This is a genomic window from Pseudomonas sp. Irchel s3b2 (assembly GCF_900187445.1).
GTDB lineage: Bacteria > Pseudomonadota > Gammaproteobacteria > Pseudomonadales > Pseudomonadaceae > Aquipseudomonas.
Window position 1 is genome coordinate 18,388 of record NZ_FYEB01000024.1, and the last position, 16,793, is coordinate 35,180.

13 protein-coding genes are annotated in these 16,793 nt (G+C 60.2%); 11 read left to right on the forward strand and 2 right to left on the reverse strand.

Going from position 1 to position 16,793, the window contains the following annotated elements:
• The first annotated feature begins 665 nt into the window (after positions 1-665).
• The 6 genes from CKW20_RS28195 to CKW20_RS28220 all read left to right on the forward strand — a co-directional run bounded on the left by CKW20_RS28195 (position 666) and on the right by CKW20_RS28220 (position 7,012).
• Positions 666-2,660 (forward strand): nucleoside-diphosphate sugar epimerase/dehydratase, encoded by a 1,995-nt coding sequence (locus CKW20_RS28195; RefSeq protein WP_095055809.1) that lies wholly within the window; start codon positions 666-668, stop codon positions 2,658-2,660.
• Positions 2,661-2,772: 112 nt separating this feature from the next.
• Positions 2,773-3,108 carry a helix-hairpin-helix domain-containing protein gene (locus CKW20_RS28200; protein ID WP_095055810.1) on the forward strand — a complete coding sequence of 112 codons (336 nt, stop codon included), beginning with the start codon at positions 2,773-2,775 and terminating at the stop codon, positions 3,106-3,108.
• Positions 3,109-3,314: 206 nt separating this feature from the next.
• Positions 3,315-4,109, forward strand: coding sequence for an SDR family oxidoreductase (locus CKW20_RS28205; RefSeq protein ID WP_095055811.1), 795 nt, complete (start codon positions 3,315-3,317; stop codon positions 4,107-4,109).
• Positions 4,110-4,141: 32 nt separating this feature from the next.
• On the forward strand, positions 4,142-5,416 hold the full coding sequence (fabF, locus tag CKW20_RS28210) for a beta-ketoacyl-ACP synthase II (protein ID WP_095055812.1): 1,275 nt from the start codon (positions 4,142-4,144) through the stop codon (positions 5,414-5,416).
• Positions 5,417-5,490: 74 nt separating this feature from the next.
• Positions 5,491-6,144, forward strand: a complete 654-nt coding sequence (locus CKW20_RS28215) for a GntR family transcriptional regulator (protein ID WP_095055813.1) — start codon at positions 5,491-5,493, stop codon at positions 6,142-6,144.
• A gap of 16 nt (positions 6,145-6,160) precedes the next feature.
• Positions 6,161-7,012, forward strand: coding sequence for a DUF1989 domain-containing protein (locus CKW20_RS28220; RefSeq protein ID WP_095055814.1), 852 nt, complete (start codon positions 6,161-6,163; stop codon positions 7,010-7,012).
• A 184-nt stretch (positions 7,013-7,196) separates the two neighbouring features.
• Here the strand turns inward: CKW20_RS28220 and CKW20_RS28225 are convergent, their stop codons facing one another.
• A complete protein-coding gene (locus CKW20_RS28225; RefSeq protein ID WP_008006000.1) occupies positions 7,197-7,364 on the reverse strand; it encodes a DUF2897 family protein in 168 nt (55 codons plus the stop codon).
• 223 nt (positions 7,365-7,587) lie between these two features.
• Positions 7,588-8,952, reverse strand: a complete 1,365-nt coding sequence (gene eat, locus CKW20_RS28230; protein WP_095055815.1) for an ethanolamine permease — start codon at positions 8,950-8,952, stop codon at positions 7,588-7,590.
• 399 nt (positions 8,953-9,351) lie between these two features.
• On the opposite strand from eat, the gene kdpF reads away from it, so the two are divergent.
• The 5 genes from kdpF to CKW20_RS28255 all read left to right on the forward strand — a co-directional run bounded on the left by kdpF (position 9,352) and on the right by CKW20_RS28255 (position 16,751).
• Positions 9,352-9,441 carry a K(+)-transporting ATPase subunit F gene (kdpF, locus tag CKW20_RS28235; RefSeq protein ID WP_095055816.1) on the forward strand — a complete coding sequence of 30 codons (90 nt, stop codon included), beginning with the start codon at positions 9,352-9,354 and terminating at the stop codon, positions 9,439-9,441.
• Positions 9,442-9,449: 8 nt separating this feature from the next.
• Positions 9,450-11,144, forward strand: a complete 1,695-nt coding sequence (gene kdpA, locus CKW20_RS28240) for a potassium-transporting ATPase subunit KdpA (protein ID WP_095055817.1) — start codon at positions 9,450-9,452, stop codon at positions 11,142-11,144.
• Positions 11,145-11,154: 10 nt separating this feature from the next.
• Positions 11,155-13,212, forward strand: a complete 2,058-nt coding sequence (kdpB, locus tag CKW20_RS28245) for a potassium-transporting ATPase subunit KdpB (RefSeq protein WP_095055818.1) — start codon at positions 11,155-11,157, stop codon at positions 13,210-13,212.
• A gap of 199 nt (positions 13,213-13,411) precedes the next feature.
• Positions 13,412-13,957 carry a potassium-transporting ATPase subunit KdpC gene (gene kdpC / locus CKW20_RS28250; RefSeq protein ID WP_095055819.1) on the forward strand — a complete coding sequence of 182 codons (546 nt, stop codon included), beginning with the start codon at positions 13,412-13,414 and terminating at the stop codon, positions 13,955-13,957.
• A 142-nt stretch (positions 13,958-14,099) separates the two neighbouring features.
• Positions 14,100-16,751, forward strand: coding sequence for a sensor histidine kinase KdpD (locus CKW20_RS28255; RefSeq protein ID WP_095055820.1), 2,652 nt, complete (start codon positions 14,100-14,102; stop codon positions 16,749-16,751).
• Positions 16,752-16,793: the final 42 nt, after the last annotated feature.

Here is a 16,793-nt window from a genome sequence, read left to right on the forward strand (position 1 = left end):
AAACACCAGAAGCTGCCATGACCTGGGCGTGCACATGGAGGTCTGCGATGTTCGTCGCTTTCAGCAGCGTAGGGGGCAATCGGCGTCGGAAGGTCCCGCAGTTTCATAAATAGACAGTCTCGACCATCAGGTATTCTAAATGTTGACTTGATAGAGAAGGGAGAACTCCAAGCGCCTGCCAAGCGACCTTTGTGTGGTCCTTGGTGAAAACGTGGTTGCTCGTTAATGTACCATAGACGTCGTGTTTTTCCGATCCGCGATTCCCGCTCATCGAGGCGTGAGAGGTCGGTGGTGGTTGGTCAAGTGATGGAGTACTCCGGAAACGAGAGTTGGACGGCAGGTGCCCTCAGCGTCGATATCACTCCGCAGCGGCGCAAGGGTTACTTTCGCCCTTGCGAGTGATTTTTTTCTATCCGTCCGGTGCCCGACGGACAGGCAGATTCCATTCGGCTGTTTTTTTGTATCCACCCATTCCTTAAGATGGATTTTTTGAAGGTCAACGACACGTCCGCTTCGTTTTTTCTTGTGCGTGCGTGTATGAAAAACTTTGAGTGACCTATCATTTATCGATGATTGAGGTAAGACGTACGGCGGCGGGGTTGGATTTCGTATGCTGAAGAGGGCTCTCGCTCCAGGGAGCACCAGGTCTGAACGGTTGAGTATTTATGGATAAAATTCGAACTTTTTTGCTTGCATTGCCACGTAGGCACAAAAGGCTCCTGCAAGTCATAACCGATACAGTACTCGTATGGCTGGCTCTCTGGCTTGCATTCATCGTGAGGCTGGGCATCGACGATATGTACAACCCCCTGAAGGTCCACTTCTGGCTCTTCGCCTGCGCGCCGGTTGTAGCCATTCCTTTATTCATCCGCTTCGGCATGTACCGAGCGGTCATGCGCTATTTTGGCAACGATGCCCTGATAGCCATCATTAAGGCTGTCAGCCTTTCGTCGCTGATCCTGGCACTCGTCGTCTACTGGTACAGCAACCACCAGACTGTCGTCCCACGCTCCATCATCTTCAACTACTGGTGGCTAAGCCTCGTCATCATCGGCGGCCTGCGCCTGTGTATGCGCCAGTACTTCATGGGCGACTGGTTCACCGCCGCGCAGCACGTGCCGTTCACCAACCGCGACGACGGTCTCACCAAAGTCGCCATCTACGGCGCAGGCGTGGCAGGCAATCAGTTGGTTGCTGCCTTGCGCATGGGCCGGGTGATGCGCCCAGTGGCATTTATCGACGACGATTCCAGTATCGCCGATCGCTCTATCTCAGGCCTCAAGGTCTACAAACCCAAACACATTCAACAGATGATCGATGTCACCGGCGCCCAGGAAATCCTCCTGGCCCTACCGTCATCCACCCGCGCACGACGCCGGGAAATCCTCAATCTCCTGGAAGATTATCCCCTTCACGTACGAAGCGTGCCGAACTTCACCGATCTGGCCAGCGGCCGGGTCAAGGTTGAAGACATTCAGGAAGTGGATATCGCTGACTTGCTGGGGCGTGATGCCGTGCCAGCGCAGGCCGATTTGCTTGAGCGTTGTATCAAAGGCAAGACAGTGATGGTGACTGGCGCCGGCGGTTCGATCGGTTCGGAGTTGTGCCGGCAGATTTTCTCCCTTGGCCCGACCACGCTTTTGTTGTTCGAGCACAGTGAATTCAATCTCTACAGCATTCTGTCGGAGCTGGAGCAGCGCGGCTGCCGTGAGTCGGTGTCGGTCAAGTTGTTGCCCATACTCGGTTCCATCCGTCACCCGCACAAGCTGCTCGATGTGATGAAGACCTGGCGCGTAGATACTGTCTATCACGCGGCTGCTTATAAACATGTGCCAATGGTAGAGCACAATATCGCTGAAGGCGTGCTCAACAATGTCATCGGCACATTGAACACCGCTCAGGCTGCCTTGCAGTCGGGTGTGGCCAACTTCGTGCTGATCTCCACCGATAAAGCCGTACGTCCGACCAACATCATGGGCAGCACCAAGCGTCTGGCGGAGTTGACCCTTCAGGCCCTTAGTCGTGAAATCGCCCCGGTATTGTTTGGTGACAAGGCCAATGTATCCCGGGTCAATAAAACCCGTTTCACCATGGTGCGTTTTGGCAATGTGTTGGGGTCGTCCGGTTCGGTGATTCCGTTGTTCCATAGCCAGATCAAGTCCGGTGGTCCGCTGACGGTCACGCACCCGAAGATCACTCGCTACTTCATGACCATCCCCGAGGCCGCGCAACTGGTGATTCAGGCCGGTTCCATGGGGCAGGGGGGCGATGTGTTCGTGCTGGACATGGGCGAACCGGTGAAGATCGTCGAATTAGCGGAGAAGATGATTCACCTGTCCGGTTTGAGCATCCGTTCGGAGAAGAACCTGCACGGTGACATTTCTATTGAGTTCACTGGCCTGCGTCCGGGCGAGAAGCTTTACGAAGAGTTACTGATCGGTGATAACGTCGCAGCGACGCCGCATCCGATGATCATGACCGCCAATGAAGACCACCTGCCCTGGGACGTGCTCAAGGGCCGTTTGACCGAGCTGTTGTTGGCTGTCGAGCAGGATGATTATTCCCGTGTGCGCCAGCTCCTGCGCGAAACGGTCAGTGGCTACACCCCCGATGGGGAGATCGTTGACTGGATCCACCAGCAACGCCGTCTCGAGCCCTGATTGTTTCACATCCTGTAACGGACACATTTTTGACAGCTCCATTACATCGCCTAAGTTTAGGAGGCAGCTTCGGAAAAGCTGCTTTCTCAATCGATGTCATGGAGCTTCATTTATGCGTACTGGCTATTTCTACTCTCTGATTTTTGCCCTGCTCACCAGCGCCTCTATTGCGGCCATCGCTGCGCCGACGGTTGCGCCAGAGGCTGCCAAGGCACCCTTGATGCTGGACGTTGCCGCCAAGGCTCAAACCGCCAAGGTCGATCTCAATGGGGCCGATGCGCCGACTCTGCAGCGCGAGTTGTCCGGGATCGGTGAGGCGAAGGCCAAGGCGATTGTTGCGTATCGTGAGAGTAATGGGCCATTTTCGTCTGTCGACGAATTGTTGGAAGTGAAAGGGATCGGCAAAGCCATTCTGGACAAGAATCGCGAGAAGCTGGAAGTGAACTAAGCTTGTAAGTCCATGCCAAGAGGCCGGTCATTGACCGGCCTTTTTGTTTATTGCCGCAGAGGGTGATCTGACAGCCTTTCATCGGAGGGCGAAAAATTACGGCTATCATATGACACTTAAATTATGCCTATAATAAATTCGTCATTCGCTGAAGCGCCCTGACTTTAGGCGCTCGCCTTCCTCACGCATCCTCCAGGAGCATTGTCATGAATTCTGTCCAGACCCAAGGTACGGCCCTCGTCACCGGTGCTTCTTCCGGCATTGGTGCGGTTTACGCAGAGCGGTTGGCGGCGCGTGGTTTTGATTTGTTGCTGGTGGCCCGTGATCTGGAACGGCTGGAGGCCGCCGCGAGCAAGTTGCGCGCCGCGCATGGTGTTCAGGTAGAGGTGCTGAAGGCGGATCTGACGCTAAAGGATGATGTGCTGAAGCTTGAGCAGCGTCTGCGCAGCGATTCAACTATCAGCCTGTTGCTGAACAACGCCGGTGTCGCGGCGGATGGTTTGCTCGCCAATGCGGATATGGATCAGCTGGAACGTTTGATTCAACTGAACGTCATCTCGGTGACGCGCCTGGCCTCGGCGGCGGCGGCCGGTTTTTCCAAGGCGGGTCGCGGGACGATCATTAACATCGCATCCGTGGTGGCGTTGTTTCCGGAGCGGTTCAATGCGACGTACAGCGCAAGCAAAGCTTACGTGTTGAGCCTGACTCAGTCGTTGAACGCTGAACTGCAGGGCACCGGGGTTCAGGTTCAAGCGGTGTTGCCGGGCGTAACACGCACCGAGATTCTGGAGCGCTCCGGTATCGATGCGACCCAGATTCCGGCGGACATGATCATGGAAGCGGGGGAGATGGTCGATGCAGCATTGTCGGGTCTGGATCAGGGTGAGTTGATCACCATTCCTTCCTTGCCGAATGCCTCCGAGTGGGAGGCCTTTATGGCGGCGCGTCATGCGATGGCGCCGAATCTGTCCAGAAGTACGGCCGCCACGCGTTACAAGTGAGGTGCCATGAATCGGCTTGAGGTATTTGCGCTATGAGTAATCGTCGAGTAGTAGTCACGGGCATGGGCCTGGTGTCGCCGTTGGGTAGCGGCGTCGAAGAGGTTTGGGCGCGTCTGTTGGCCGGGCGTTCCGGGTTACGGGCGTTGCCGGACGAGGTAGTTGCCGATCTGCCGGCGAAGGTCGGTGGCGCGGTGCAGTCCCTGGCGGAAGATCCCGAGGCGGGTTTTGACCCGGATCGGGCAACGTCACCTAAAGAACAGAAGAAGATGGACCGCTTCATAGTGTTTGCCATGGAAGCGGCGCGTCAGGCGCTGGAGCAGGCTGGTTGGCAAGCGCTAGACGCCAATGCCCAGGAGCGCACTGCCACCATTATCGGCTCGGGCGTGGGTGGTTTCGGCGCGATTGCCGATGCGGTGCGCACCACCGACAGCCGTGGTCCGCGACGTTTGTCGCCGTTCACCATTCCTTCGTTTCTGGTCAACCTTGCGGCGGGCCATGTGTCGATCGAGCACGGTTTCAAGGGCCCTTTGGGAGCTCCGGTAACAGCGTGCGCGGCCGGGGTTCAGGCGATTGGTGACGCGGCGCGGCTGATTCGATGTGGCGAGGCGGACATTGCGGTGTGCGGCGGGGCGGAGGCGGCGATCGATCGGGTCAGCCTCGCGGGGTTCGCGGCGGCTCGGGCCTTGTCCAGCGGTTACAACGACACCCCGGAGCGCGCCTCCCGGCCGTTCGACAGTGGTCGCGATGGCTTTGTGATGGGTGAGGGGTCGGGCCTTCTGGTGATCGAATCCCTGGAACATGCCCTGGCGCGCGGCGCTCAGCCGTTGGCCGAGGTGGTCGGTTATGGCACCAGTGCTGATGCCTATCACCTGACAGCGGGGCCTGAAGATGGCAGCGGTGCACGACGGGCGATGTCGCTGGCGTTGGCCCAAGCGGGCATTTCGCCAGCGCAGGTGCAGCATCTCAACGCTCACGCCACTTCTACCCCGGTTGGGGATTTGGGGGAATTGGCGGCCATCAAGTCGTTGTTCGGCTCGGACAACAACATAGCCGTGACAGCGACCAAGTCCGCGACCGGGCATTTGCTCGGCGCTGCTGGCGGGATCGAGGCGATCTTCACCCTGTTGGCGCTTCGCGATCAGGTGGTGCCGGCCACGCTTAACTTCGATAACCCGGATCCGGCCACCCAAGGCGTGGACATTGTTCACGGTCAGGCACGGCCAATGGCGATTGAGTACGCGATGTCCAACGGCTTCGGATTTGGCGGCGTGAACGCCAGCGTGTTGTTCAAATACTGGGAGGGCTAGTTCACGACAGGTGATGGCACGAATAGTGATTACTCATTCGCTGACGATTGTTGAACAATCATGAGGCGTTGAGTATGAGCAGCGGACTGTCCCTGGCCGACCACATCACATTGGAGTTACGCGCTGACATCATCGGCGGGCGCCTGCTACCTGGCATGGCGCTGGTGGAAAACGATTTGGTGTCGGCCTACAACGCCTCGCGAAACACAATTCGCGAGGCGTTGCACCGTCTGGGGCAGGAAGGGCTGACTCGTTATGTCCGCAACAAAGGCGTGATGGTGCGCAGGCTGGGGGTTGATGATGTGCGCGATCTGTTCAAGGTCCGTCGCACCCTTGAACTGCAGGCCATCAGCGCCAGTCAGCCATTACGTGAGTATCAGTCCGACCGGATGCTCGAAGCCCTGGAGGCCGCCGAACTGGCGCGGGAGCGTGAGGACTGGCGCGCGGTCGGCACCCACAGCCTGGCATTTCACCAACACATCGTCGGATTGCTGCGCAGTCCATTGTTCGATGAGTTCTTCACCAACGTCGTCGCGCAACTGCGCCTGGTGTTTTGCACCGCGCCTGATGAATCACGTTTTCAGGCGCCCTGGCTGGCGCGTGACCGGCAGATACATGACTTGCTGGCCGACGGCGACAAACGCGCAGCCGGGGACGCCATGAGCCTCTATCTCGACGACTCCGAACACCTCCTGTTGCAAATGCTTGTCCCTTCTTCCCATCACTGATCGAGGATTTTGTGCCATGTACAAAGACTATCCGGCGGCCTATCAAGTCAGCAAAGGCTCGGCCTTGCAGGTGGACACAACTTTTTACGAACAGATCCGTGACCAGAAGACCGGGCGCACGCTGATCGAACAGTTCGAAGTGCCGATCCGCACCGGCCGCGCCTGGAATGTGCCGGCCGGGCATGTGTTCAGGGTCACGACCCCGGTCGGCCCGCAAGTCGGGGACTTCAATGTCTGGAATGCTCACGACCCGCGCGAACGTTTGTGGGCCGCACGGACCCGGCAATTACAGGGCGCCCATGTCAGCACCCATGACCGGCTCTGGTCGAACCTGCCGTTCTTGCGACCGCTGGTGACGATCACCGACGACAGTCTGGCCGGGTATGGCATCGACGAACATGGCGGGCGTTTGCACGATTTGCTGGGGACACGCTGCGATCCGTATGTGAACAAAATGCTGACAGGCGAGGACTTCCATCATCATTGCCACTCGAATCTGACTCGCGCCGTGTTGCCCCATGGCCTGACCGAGTTTGACGTGCATGATGTGCTGAACATTTTCCAGTGCACCGGCCTGAACCACGACGACATGTACTTCATGAAAGCCTGTCCGGCGCAGCAGGGCGATTATCTGGAGTTCTTTGCCGAGATTGATTTGCTGTGCGCGCTGTCAACCTGTCCGGGTGGCGATCTGTCGCTGGCCATGTGGGGGCCGGATGCGCAGGATCCGTTGAGCGTGTGTCGCCCACTGGGGGTGGAGATTTATCGGTTGGAGGCGTCGTTGCTTGAAGGCTGGAGCCAGCCGGAACGTGCGGCTTACAAAGGGCTGCATGGTTTGCACATTGCCAAGGCGGATTGGGAGAAATAGAACCGCTTTTGTGGCGAGGGGGGGCAAGCGCAATTCCTGTAGGAGCGGGCTTGCCCGCGAAGGCGGCCGTCCACCCGAAATTGATGTCGCCTGACACTCCGCTTTCGCGAGCAAGCTCGCTCCTACAGGGTTCCGCACCTTAACTGACAGGCATTGGGGCAAGCTCCCTCACCACAATTTTTGGTCAGCGGTCCTGCGCATCCTTGGCATCCGCTTCCGCATTGCGTTCGGCGACGCGTTTGCGTTGCTCTTCGGTCAACTCGACCTTGTTGGCGGTGTCGCGCAGCATCATCAAACCGCCAACGATCGAGCCGATGGCAACGATCAGAATCAACCAGGCATACCAAGGCATAACGGCTCTCCTTAAAAGCAGGCCGATGGGCGAGGGTTCGCCGATCGATCCTGCATACCACTTTTGAGCGAAAGCATTTCGCAGTGGTTCCATTCTAGGCCTGTTATGCCCCGTTCATCTGCGCCACGTCTTCGAAACTTGCACATTCCCCCCTCACATCATGCCGCGCCGATGAAAAAGCCTTCGCCGGCAAGCCGGGCTCCTACGGAAGCGGTGTGTGAAGTCAAAGTCCGGTCAACATCGCATCCGCCGGCGCATCGGCACGCAATTGCGCCGTCAGCATGAAATACACGAAGCCCACCGCCATGAAGCCGAGGAAGATCAACCCGATCAAGGTGTTGAACCAGGCCATCGCCACCAGGCAAATCACGGCCAACACCAGCGCAATGAACGGCACCAATGGATAGCAGGGCGCGCGGAAAGTGCGTTCCAGGTTCGGCTCGGTTTTGCGCAGTTTGAACAGGCTGAGCATGCTCATGATGTACATCACGATCGCGCCGAATACCGCCATGGTGATCATCGCCGCCGTCAATGTCATGCCGCCGAGGTTGATCAAGCCGTCGCTGTAGATCGCCGCGATACCGATTACGCCACCGGCGATGATCGCCCGGTGCGGGGTCTGGAAGCGCGACAGTTTGGCCAGGGATGCCGGCAGGTAACCGGCCCGGGCGAGGGCGAAGAACTGCCGCGAGTAGCCGAGGATGATCCCGTGGAAACTCGCCACCAGGCCGAACAGGCCGATCCACACCAGCATGTGCAACCAGCCGGAGCTTTCGCCGACCACGGTTTTCATGGCTTGTGGCAGCGGGTCGTTGATGTTCGACAGGGTACGCCAGTCGCCGACACCGCCGGCAAAGAACATCACGCCCATCGCCAGTAGCACCAGGGTCAGGATGCCGCTGATATAGGCTTTGGGAATCGTGCGTTTCGGGTCCTTGGCTTCTTCGGCGGCCATGGCTGCACCTTCAATGGCCAGGAAGAACCAGATGGCAAACGGAATGGCCGCGAACATCCCGGCAATCGCCGGTGCACCAAACACATCAGAGCCGGCCCAGCCATTAAGGGCGAAGTTACTGAAGCTGAACGCCGGGGCGACCACGCCCATGAACACCAGCAATTCGGCGACCGCCAGTACGCAGACCACCAGTTCGAAGGTTGCGGCCAGTTTCACGCCGAGGATGTTCAGACCCATGAACACGATGTAGGCGCCGACCGCCGCGTGTTTCGGGTCGAGGGCGGGAAATTGCACATTCAGATAGGCGCCGATCGCCAGGGCAATCGCCGGTGGGGCGAAGACGAATTCGATCAGGGTCGCCAGCCCGGCAATCAATCCACCTTTTTCACCAAAGGCGCGGCGGCTGTAGGCGAAGGGACCGCCAGCATGGGGAATCGCCGTGGTCAGCTCGGTGAAACTGAAGATGAAGCAGGTGTACATGGTGGCGACCATAAAAGAGGTCACCAGAAAACCCAGTGTCCCGGCAACGCCCCAGCCATAACTCCAGCCGAAGTACTCACCGGAAATCACCAGCCCGACCGCGATGCCCCACAAGTGCAGCGTGCCCAGCGTGGGTTTGAGTTGTGTGTTCATGCGTTGCTCCCCGAACGGTTTGGAATGCTCGGGGGAGGGCGTGTGCAGTGGGCATGCCATTTTGCAGGTGGGCGTCGTAAAGCACTGAAAGCTGTCGTATCGGGGATGTTCGCGGCTGGATGAGTGTTTTTTGTGCGCCAGTTGGGAGCGTTGTCGGTCGTTATGCCGTCTTCGCGGGCAAGCCTCGCTCCTACAGGGAATGTAGGGCTCCCGACATTGTAGGAGCGATCGGTGCGGCGATCCGACTTGCCCGCGAAGAGGCAGGTCCTGCCACCGCAAAACTTCCCACTCTTTACGCTTTATTTATGCCCCGCCACCTCCCTCGATCTCGCGCCTTTACAGCCTCCCTGCAGACAATCACTGCACACGCGGCAATACGCCGTAACAGGGAGAACTTCCATGAGCGTTCTGGACGGGGTGTCACTGCTATTGGCAGTGGGGCTGTTCATTTATCTGTTGGTTGCGCTGATGCGCGCGGACCGGAACTAGGAGCGGCTATGCACAGTTATGACTATTGGCTGATCCTCGCCTTCTTCGCCGTGGTGCTGATCCCGGCACCGTTTTTGGGGCGCTTCTACTACAAGGTGATGGAAGGGCAGCGCACCTGGCTTTCGCCGATCCTCGGGCCGGTGGAGCGTGGTTGCTATCGGGTGGCCGGCGTTGATCCGCAGGTCGAACAGAGTTGGCAGAAATACACACTGGCCTTGCTCGCCTTTAACCTCGCGGGTTTTTTGCTGCTGTTTACGATCCTGGTGTTTCAGGATCACTTGCCGCTGAATCCGCAACACCTGCCAGGTCAGGAGTGGACGCAAGCGTTCAATACCGCCGTCAGTTTCATGACCAATACCAACTGGCAGTCCTACAGCGGCGAAGCGACCCTCAGCTACTTGAGCCAGATGGTTGGCCTCACCGTGCAGAACTTCGTCAGCGCCGCCACCGGCCTCGCCGTATTGGTCGCCCTTTGTCGCGGCATCGGTCGCAAATCCACCAAGACCCTGGGCAACTTCTGGGTCGACATGACCCGCGCCACGCTCTATGGCTTGCTGCCGCTGTGCCTGCTGCTGGCGCTGTTTCTGGTTTGGCAGGGCGTGCCACAAACATTCGCTCAATACGTGAATGCCGTGACGATGCAGGGCGTCGATCAAGTAATCCCGCTCGGCCCGGCCGCCAGCCAGATCGCGATCAAACAACTGGGCACCAACGGCGGTGGCTTCTTCGGCGTCAACTCGGCGCATCCATTCGAGAACCCAACAGCCTGGAGCAACCTGTTCGAAGTCTCCTCGATCATTCTGATCCCGGTGGCGTTGGTGTTCACCTTCGGCCATTACGTGAAAGACCTGCGTCAGAGCCGCGCGATCATCGCCTGCATGCTGGCGCTGTTTTTGATCGGCGGCGCGACCTCGCTGTGGGCTGAATACCAACCCAATCCGACCCTGGTCAACGTCGCCGTCGAACAAACCGCGCCGCTGGAAGGCAAGGAAGCGCGTTTCGGTACCACCGCCACGGTGCTGTGGTCGGTGACTACCACTGCGGCTTCGAACGGTTCGGTCAATGGCATGCACGACAGCCTCAACCCGCTGAGCGGCATGGTCTCGATGATCAACATGATGGTTGGCGAAGTGATCTTCGGCGGCGTCGGAGCCGGGCTCTACGGCATGCTGCTCAACGTGCTGATCGCGGTGTTCCTCGCCGGGTTGATGATCGGCCGCACTCCGGAATACCTCGGCAAGAAACTGCAAGCCCGGGAAGTCCAGTTGCTGGTGGTGACCTTGTTGGTGATGCCGGTGGGTGTGCTGGTACTCGGCGCGATTGCCGCCAGCCTGCCAGGCCCGGTCGCGGTGGTGAGTAACCCCGGTGCTCACGGTTTCAGTCAGTTGCTTTATGCCTATACCTCGGCCAGTGCCAACAACGGTTCGGCGTTTGGTGGCTTCGGGGCTAACACCCCGTTCCATAACCTCATGCTGGGGCTGGGCATGTTGATCGGGCGCTTCGGTTACATCCTCCCGGTTCTGGCCCTGGCCGGCAGCCTGGCGATGAAGAAAACCGCACCGATCGGCCAGAACAGCTTCCCGACCCATGGCCCGCTGTTCGTAACGCTGTTGACCGTGACCATTTTGCTGGTGGGTGGTTTGACGTTCCTACCGACGCTGGCGTTGGGTCCGATTGCTGAACATCTGAGTTTAGGCTTCTGAGGAGCTGATGATGAATATGCCCGCAACTAAAGCCGCCGTCGTCAAGGCGCCGGAACAACCGAAAACCGCGATCTCGGCCCTCTGGCGTCCAGCGCTGGTGCAAGCGTTCGTCAAGCTCGACCCACGGCAATTGCAGCGCGCGCCGGTGATGCTGGTGGTCGAACTGACCGCGATTCTGACCACTGTGCTGTGCTTCATTCCCGACAACGCCGTGCCGACTTTCGTCGCCGCGCAAATCGCGTTGTGGCTGTGGTTTACCGTGTTGTTCGCTAACTTCGCCGAAGCGCTGGCCGAAGGTCGCGGCAAGGCCCGCGCCGACAGCCTCAAGGCCGGCAGTGAAGGCTTGAGTGCCCGGCGCAAAAACGCCAATGGCAGCTTTCAAGTGGTACCGGCCACCAGCCTGCGCAAGGACGATGTGGTGCGCGTCGATGCGGGGGAGATGATTCCCGGTGACGGCGAGGTAATCGAAGGTATCGCGGCGGTCAACGAAGCGGCGATTACCGGTGAATCGGCGCCCGTGATTCGTGAGTCCGGCGGCGACCGCTCGGCCGTCACCGGCAACACTCGACTGGTTTCTGATTGGCTGTTGGTGCGCATCACCGCCAACCCCGGCGAGTCGACTCTCGACCGCATGATCGCGCTGGTCGAAGGCGCCAAACGTCAGAAAACTCCGAACGAAGTGGCGCTGGATATCCTGCTGATCGGCTTGACCCTGATCTTCCTGCTGGTGGTGGTGACCCTGCAACCGTTCGCCCACTTCGCCAATGGCAGTCTGCCGCTGGTGTTTCTGGTGGCGTTATTGGTCACGCTGATTCCGACCACTATCGGCGGTTTGTTGTCGGCCATCGGTATCGCCGGGATGGACCGTCTGGTGCGCCTGAATGTGATCGCCAAATCCGGTCGCGCCGTGGAAGCGGCGGGGGACGTTCACGTCCTGCTGCTGGACAAGACCGGCACCATCACCTTCGGCAACCGTCGTTGCTCCGCGGTCTATGCCGCGCCTGGCGTCAGCGCCAAGGAACTGGCCGAAGGCGCGTTGTTCGCCTCCCTGGCCGATGACACCGCTGAAGGCAAATCCATCGTCGAGTACCTGCGCGGTCTTCACCCGCAACCTGAGCCATCCGCTGACGTATTGACCGCTGTGCCGTTCAGCGCTGAAACCCGCCTGTCCGGCGTCGACTATCAGGGCCGGGTCTATCGCAAAGGCGCGGTGGATTCGCTGCTGACCTTCGTTGGCCTGAAACGCGCCGATCTGGCTGCGCCTCTGTCCCGGGAAATCGACAAGATCGCTCAGAGCGGCGGCACGCCGTTGCTGGTGTGCGCGGACGGCAAATTGCTCGGTGTCATCCACCTCAAGGACGTAGTCAAGCCTGGCATCCGTGAGCGTTTCGCCGAGCTGCGCAAGCTGGGGATTCGCACGGTCATGGTCACTGGCGACAACCCGTTGACCGCTGCGGCGATTGCTGCCGAAGCGGGCGTGGATGACGTGCTGGCCGAAGCCACGCCGGAAAAGAAACTGGCGCGCATTCGTCACGAGCAGAACGACGGTCGCCTGGTCGCCATGTGCGGCGACGGCGCCAACGACGCCCCGGCCTTGGCTCAGGCGGACGTCGGCATGGCGATGAACGACGGTACACAAGCGGCGCGGGAAGCGGCGAACATGGTCGATCTCGACAGTGATCCGACCAAGCTGTTGGACGTGGTGCAGATCGGCAAGGAGTTATTGGTGACCCGCGGAGCGCTGACGACCTTTTCCATCGCCAACGACGTGGCCAAGTACTTCGCAATCTTGCCGGCGCTGTTCGCCTCGATCTATCCGCAACTGGGGGTGCTCAACGTCATGCACCTGAGCAGTCCGCAGAGCGCGATTCTGTCGGCGATTGTGTTCAACGCCCTGATCATTGTGGTGCTGATTCCGCTGGCGCTGCGCGGTGTGCGGGTGCAGGCGGTGAGCGCGGCGGCGTTGCTGCGGCGCAATCTGCTGATCTATGGACTGGGCGGGATTCTGGTGCCGTTCGTGGGCATCAAGGCGATCGATATGCTGCTGACGGCGTTGCATCTGGTTTGACGGCTGTCGCTGGAGTAGGGGCTTTTTTGTGGCGAGGGAGCTTGCTCCCGCTGGGCTGCGAAGCGGCCCCAAACCAGTCCACCGTATGTATTCAGGCACACTGCATTTGCCGGGTTTACGACTGCTGCGCAGCCGAGCGGGAGCAAGCTCCCTCGCCACAGGTGATGTGTGTGTCTCCACTGAATTCGAGGATTTTTAAATGTCCACACTGATACGTCCGGCCCTGAGCCTGCTGATGCTGATGACCCTGATCACCGGCGTCGCTTACCCCTTGGTGGTCACCGGCATCGCCCAGGTCGCTTTCCCGGACCAGGCCAATGGCAGCCTGATGCGTGACGCCGACGGCAAGGTCCGCGGTTCGTCGCTGATCGCCCAGAATTTCGTCGGCGATGCCTGGTTCCACCCACGGCCATCGGCCGGTGCCTTTGCTACCGTGTCGAGCAGCGCCAGCAACCTTTCGCCGAGTAATCCGGCGCTGGCCACTCGGGTTATCGACGAGGCCAATAATCTGTTGATACCCGGTCAGGGGCCGGTGCCGTTGGCCATGCTGACCACCTCCGGCAGCGGCCTCGATCCGCACTTGCCACCGGCGGCGATTGCCTATCAACTGGCGCGTGTCGCGGCGGCGCGCAATCTGCCGGTGTCTACGCTTGAGCAACTGATGGACGCGCACATCGAGCAGCCGTTGGTGGGGCCGCCGGTGGTGAATGTATTGGCATTGAACATCGCGTTGGAAAAACTGTAGTAAATGATCGTTCCCACGCTCTGCGTGGGAATGCATCAATGGACGCTCTGCGTCCGCTTCTGGATGGGACGCGGAGCGTCCCGGGCTGCATTCCCACGCAGAGCGTGGGAACGATCAATCAGAATGAGAGAGAACTTCAAGCATGAGTGACTCCGGCCGCGCCGACGCGCTGTTAGCAGACCTGCCCCGCGATGGCCGTGGCCGGCTCAAGGTGTTCCTTGGCGCAGCGCCAGGGGTGGGCAAGACCTACGCCATGCTGCAAGCCGCCCACACTCAATTGCGCCAAGGCGTGAAAGTCATGGCCGGAGTGGTTGAAACCCACGGTCGCGCCGAAACCGAAGCGCTGCTGGCTGGCTTGCCGCAGCAGCCGTTGGTGCGCTCGGAATACCGCGGCGTGATGCTCGAAGAAATGGACCTCGACGGCCTGATCAAAGCCAAGCCGAAACTGGTGCTGGTGGACGAACTCGCCCACAGCAATGCCCCCGGCAGTCGTCACGCCAAACGCTGGCAAGACATCCAGGAATTGCTGGCCGCCGGCATCGACGTGTTCACCACGGTCAACGTCCAGCATCTGGAAAGTCTCAACGATCAGGTGCGCGGCATCACCGGCGTACAGGTGCGCGAAACCCTGCCGGACTGGGTGTTGCAAGAAGCCTATGAATTGCTGCTGATCGACCTGCCGCCACGCGAACTGTTGGAGCGTTTGCGCGACGGCAAAGTCTACGTGCCGGAGCAGGCGCGTGCGGCGATCGATGCGTTTTTCACCCAGACCAACCTCACTGCCCTGCGCGAACTGGCGATGCAAACTGCAGCCGCTCAGGTCGATAACGATCTGGCCCAGGGGTATCGCCAGTTGGGGCATACCGCGCCGGCCGTGCGCGGTCGTTTGCTGGTGGGCGTCGATGGCGATGCTCAGGCCGAGCGTCTGGTGCGTCACGCCAGCCGTGTGGCCCAGCGGCGGCATCTGCCGTGGAGCCTGGTGCATGTGGACAACGGCCGTGTGCGCGACGAGCAATCGCGCCTGCGCTTGCAAAGCGCTCAGCAACTGGCCGAACGTCTCGGTGGCGAAGTGGTGTTGCTGCGCGCCGGCGAGGTGGCGAGAACGTTGATCCAGCACGCCGCCGAACGTCGTGCCAGCCTGGTGCTGGTGGGGCAGTCGCGTCAGCGTTTGCGTCGACGGCTATTCGGCGGCGGTCTGGCGTCCCGTTTGCTGCGCGATGCTCGCGGGCTGGAAATCAACGTGCTCGACAGTGACGAAGAACAGCATCAGCCGCGTCAACGCTCGGTGCAGTCGCTGGTCTGGTTCGACTATGCGTTGGCGCTGGTGGCGACGGTGCTTGCCAGTGCCCTGGCCTGGGCGGTGTCGAGCCTCTTGCCGCTGCCCAACATTTCGCTGGTGTTCCTCGCGGCGGTGTTGCTGGTGGCGGTGCGCAGCAGCCTCGGCCCGGCACTGGCCTGCGCGGCGCTGTCATTTCTGACCTATGACTTTCTGTTCATTCCGCCGAATTTCTCTTTCAGTATTCAGCGTGAAGAAGACGTGCTGACCTTGCTGTTCTTTCTGCTGATGGCGGCTCTTACCGGCAACCTGGCGGCGCGACAACGGCGGCAATTGCAGGCGTTGCGCGACACCCAGGAAGAAACCAGCGAACTGCTCGACCTGTCGCGCAAACTCACCGCCGCCACCGACCGTCAGGCAGTGGTCAGCGCTGCGGCGCAGCACCTCAATGGCTGGGCCGACCTGAAACTATGCCTGCTCAACCGCGATGGCCAGAGCGGCTGGAAAGTCGAAACCGGCGGGCCGCTGGAGTTCTCCGAAGCCGAGCGCGCCGCCGCCGATTGGGCCTGGCAACATGATCAACCGGCCGGCGCGGGCACCGGCACTTTGCCGTTCGGGCGCTGGTGGTGGTGGCCGTTGTCGGTGGACGATGGGCCGCTGGCACTGCTCGGCGTGTGTGCCAAAGAAGGTCAGACCTTGAGCGGCCAGCGGCGGCGCTTGCTGACTGCGCTGAGCCAACCACTGGCCCAGGCGTTGGCCCGGGCGCAATTGGCCGATGACCTTGAAGCCGCGCGCTTGCATGGCGAAACCGAGCAGTTGCGCAGTGCGTTGCTAGCCTCGGTGTCCCACGATTTGCGCACGCCGCTGACGTCCATGCGCGGCAGCATCGACAGCCTGTTGGCGCTTGGCGAGGCGATTCCGCTGGAGGACCGTCGCGAACTGCTCGAAGGCACCCGCGATGAAGCCGAACGGCTGGATCGTTACATTCAAAACCTGCTGGACATGACTCGTCTCGGTCACGGCGCCTTGAAACTGGCGCGGGATTGGGTGTCGCCGGCAGACATCGTTGGCAGTTCGCTCAACCGGCTGCGCGCGGTGCTGGCGTCGTTGCAAGTCATTACCGAAGTGCCGGCCGAACTGCCGCTGCTCTATGTACATGCCGCGTTGATCGAGCAAGCACTGGTCAACGTACTGGAAAACGCTGCGCGTTTCTCACCGCCCCGCGGTCGTCTTGAATTGCGTGCCGGGGCCACTGACAGCGAGCTGTTTTTTTCGGTGAGCGATGAAGGGCCGGGGATTCCGGAGGAGGAGCGGGCGAAGATTTTCGACATGTTTTACACCGCCGCTCGCGGCGATCGCGGGGGGCAGGGCACGGGGCTGGGGCTGGCGATCTGTCAGGGCATGGTCGGTGCCCATGGCGGGCGGATCAGCGTCACCGATGGCATTGAAGGACGTGGTACTTGCATCACACTGCATTTGCCATTGCAGACTCAACCGGGATTGGACAGTGAAGCCTGAACTCGCCTGCGCTACTCTCTTGCCACTTCTTTGTGTTGATAT

Bases quoted from the DNA above. Each gene is read 5' to 3' on its own strand.
- kdpB (WP_095055818.1), top strand. From the start codon at position 11,155: ATGAATATGCCCGCAACTAAAGCCGCCGTCGTCAAGGCGCCGGAACAA.
- CKW20_RS28220 (WP_095055814.1), top strand. From the start codon at position 6,161: ATGTACAAAGACTATCCGGCGGCCTATCAAGTCAGCAAAGGCTCGGCC.
- CKW20_RS28255 (WP_095055820.1), top strand. From the start codon at position 14,100: ATGAGTGACTCCGGCCGCGCCGACGCGCTGTTAGCAGACCTGCCCCGC.
- kdpC (WP_095055819.1), top strand. From the start codon at position 13,412: ATGTCCACACTGATACGTCCGGCCCTGAGCCTGCTGATGCTGATGACC.
- CKW20_RS28215 (WP_095055813.1), top strand. From the start codon at position 5,491: ATGAGCAGCGGACTGTCCCTGGCCGACCACATCACATTGGAGTTACGC.
- CKW20_RS28200 (WP_095055810.1), top strand. From the start codon at position 2,773: ATGCGTACTGGCTATTTCTACTCTCTGATTTTTGCCCTGCTCACCAGC.
- fabF (WP_095055812.1), top strand. From the start codon at position 4,142: ATGAGTAATCGTCGAGTAGTAGTCACGGGCATGGGCCTGGTGTCGCCG.
- CKW20_RS28205 (WP_095055811.1), top strand. From the start codon at position 3,315: ATGAATTCTGTCCAGACCCAAGGTACGGCCCTCGTCACCGGTGCTTCT.
- CKW20_RS28195 (WP_095055809.1), top strand. From the start codon at position 666: ATGGATAAAATTCGAACTTTTTTGCTTGCATTGCCACGTAGGCACAAA.
- eat (WP_095055815.1), bottom strand. From the start codon at position 8,952: ATGAACACACAACTCAAACCCACGCTGGGCACGCTGCACTTGTGGGGC.
- kdpA (WP_095055817.1), top strand. From the start codon at position 9,450: ATGCACAGTTATGACTATTGGCTGATCCTCGCCTTCTTCGCCGTGGTG.
- kdpF (WP_095055816.1), top strand. From the start codon at position 9,352: ATGAGCGTTCTGGACGGGGTGTCACTGCTATTGGCAGTGGGGCTGTTC.
- CKW20_RS28225 (WP_008006000.1), bottom strand. From the start codon at position 7,364: ATGCCTTGGTATGCCTGGTTGATTCTGATCGTTGCCATCGGCTCGATC.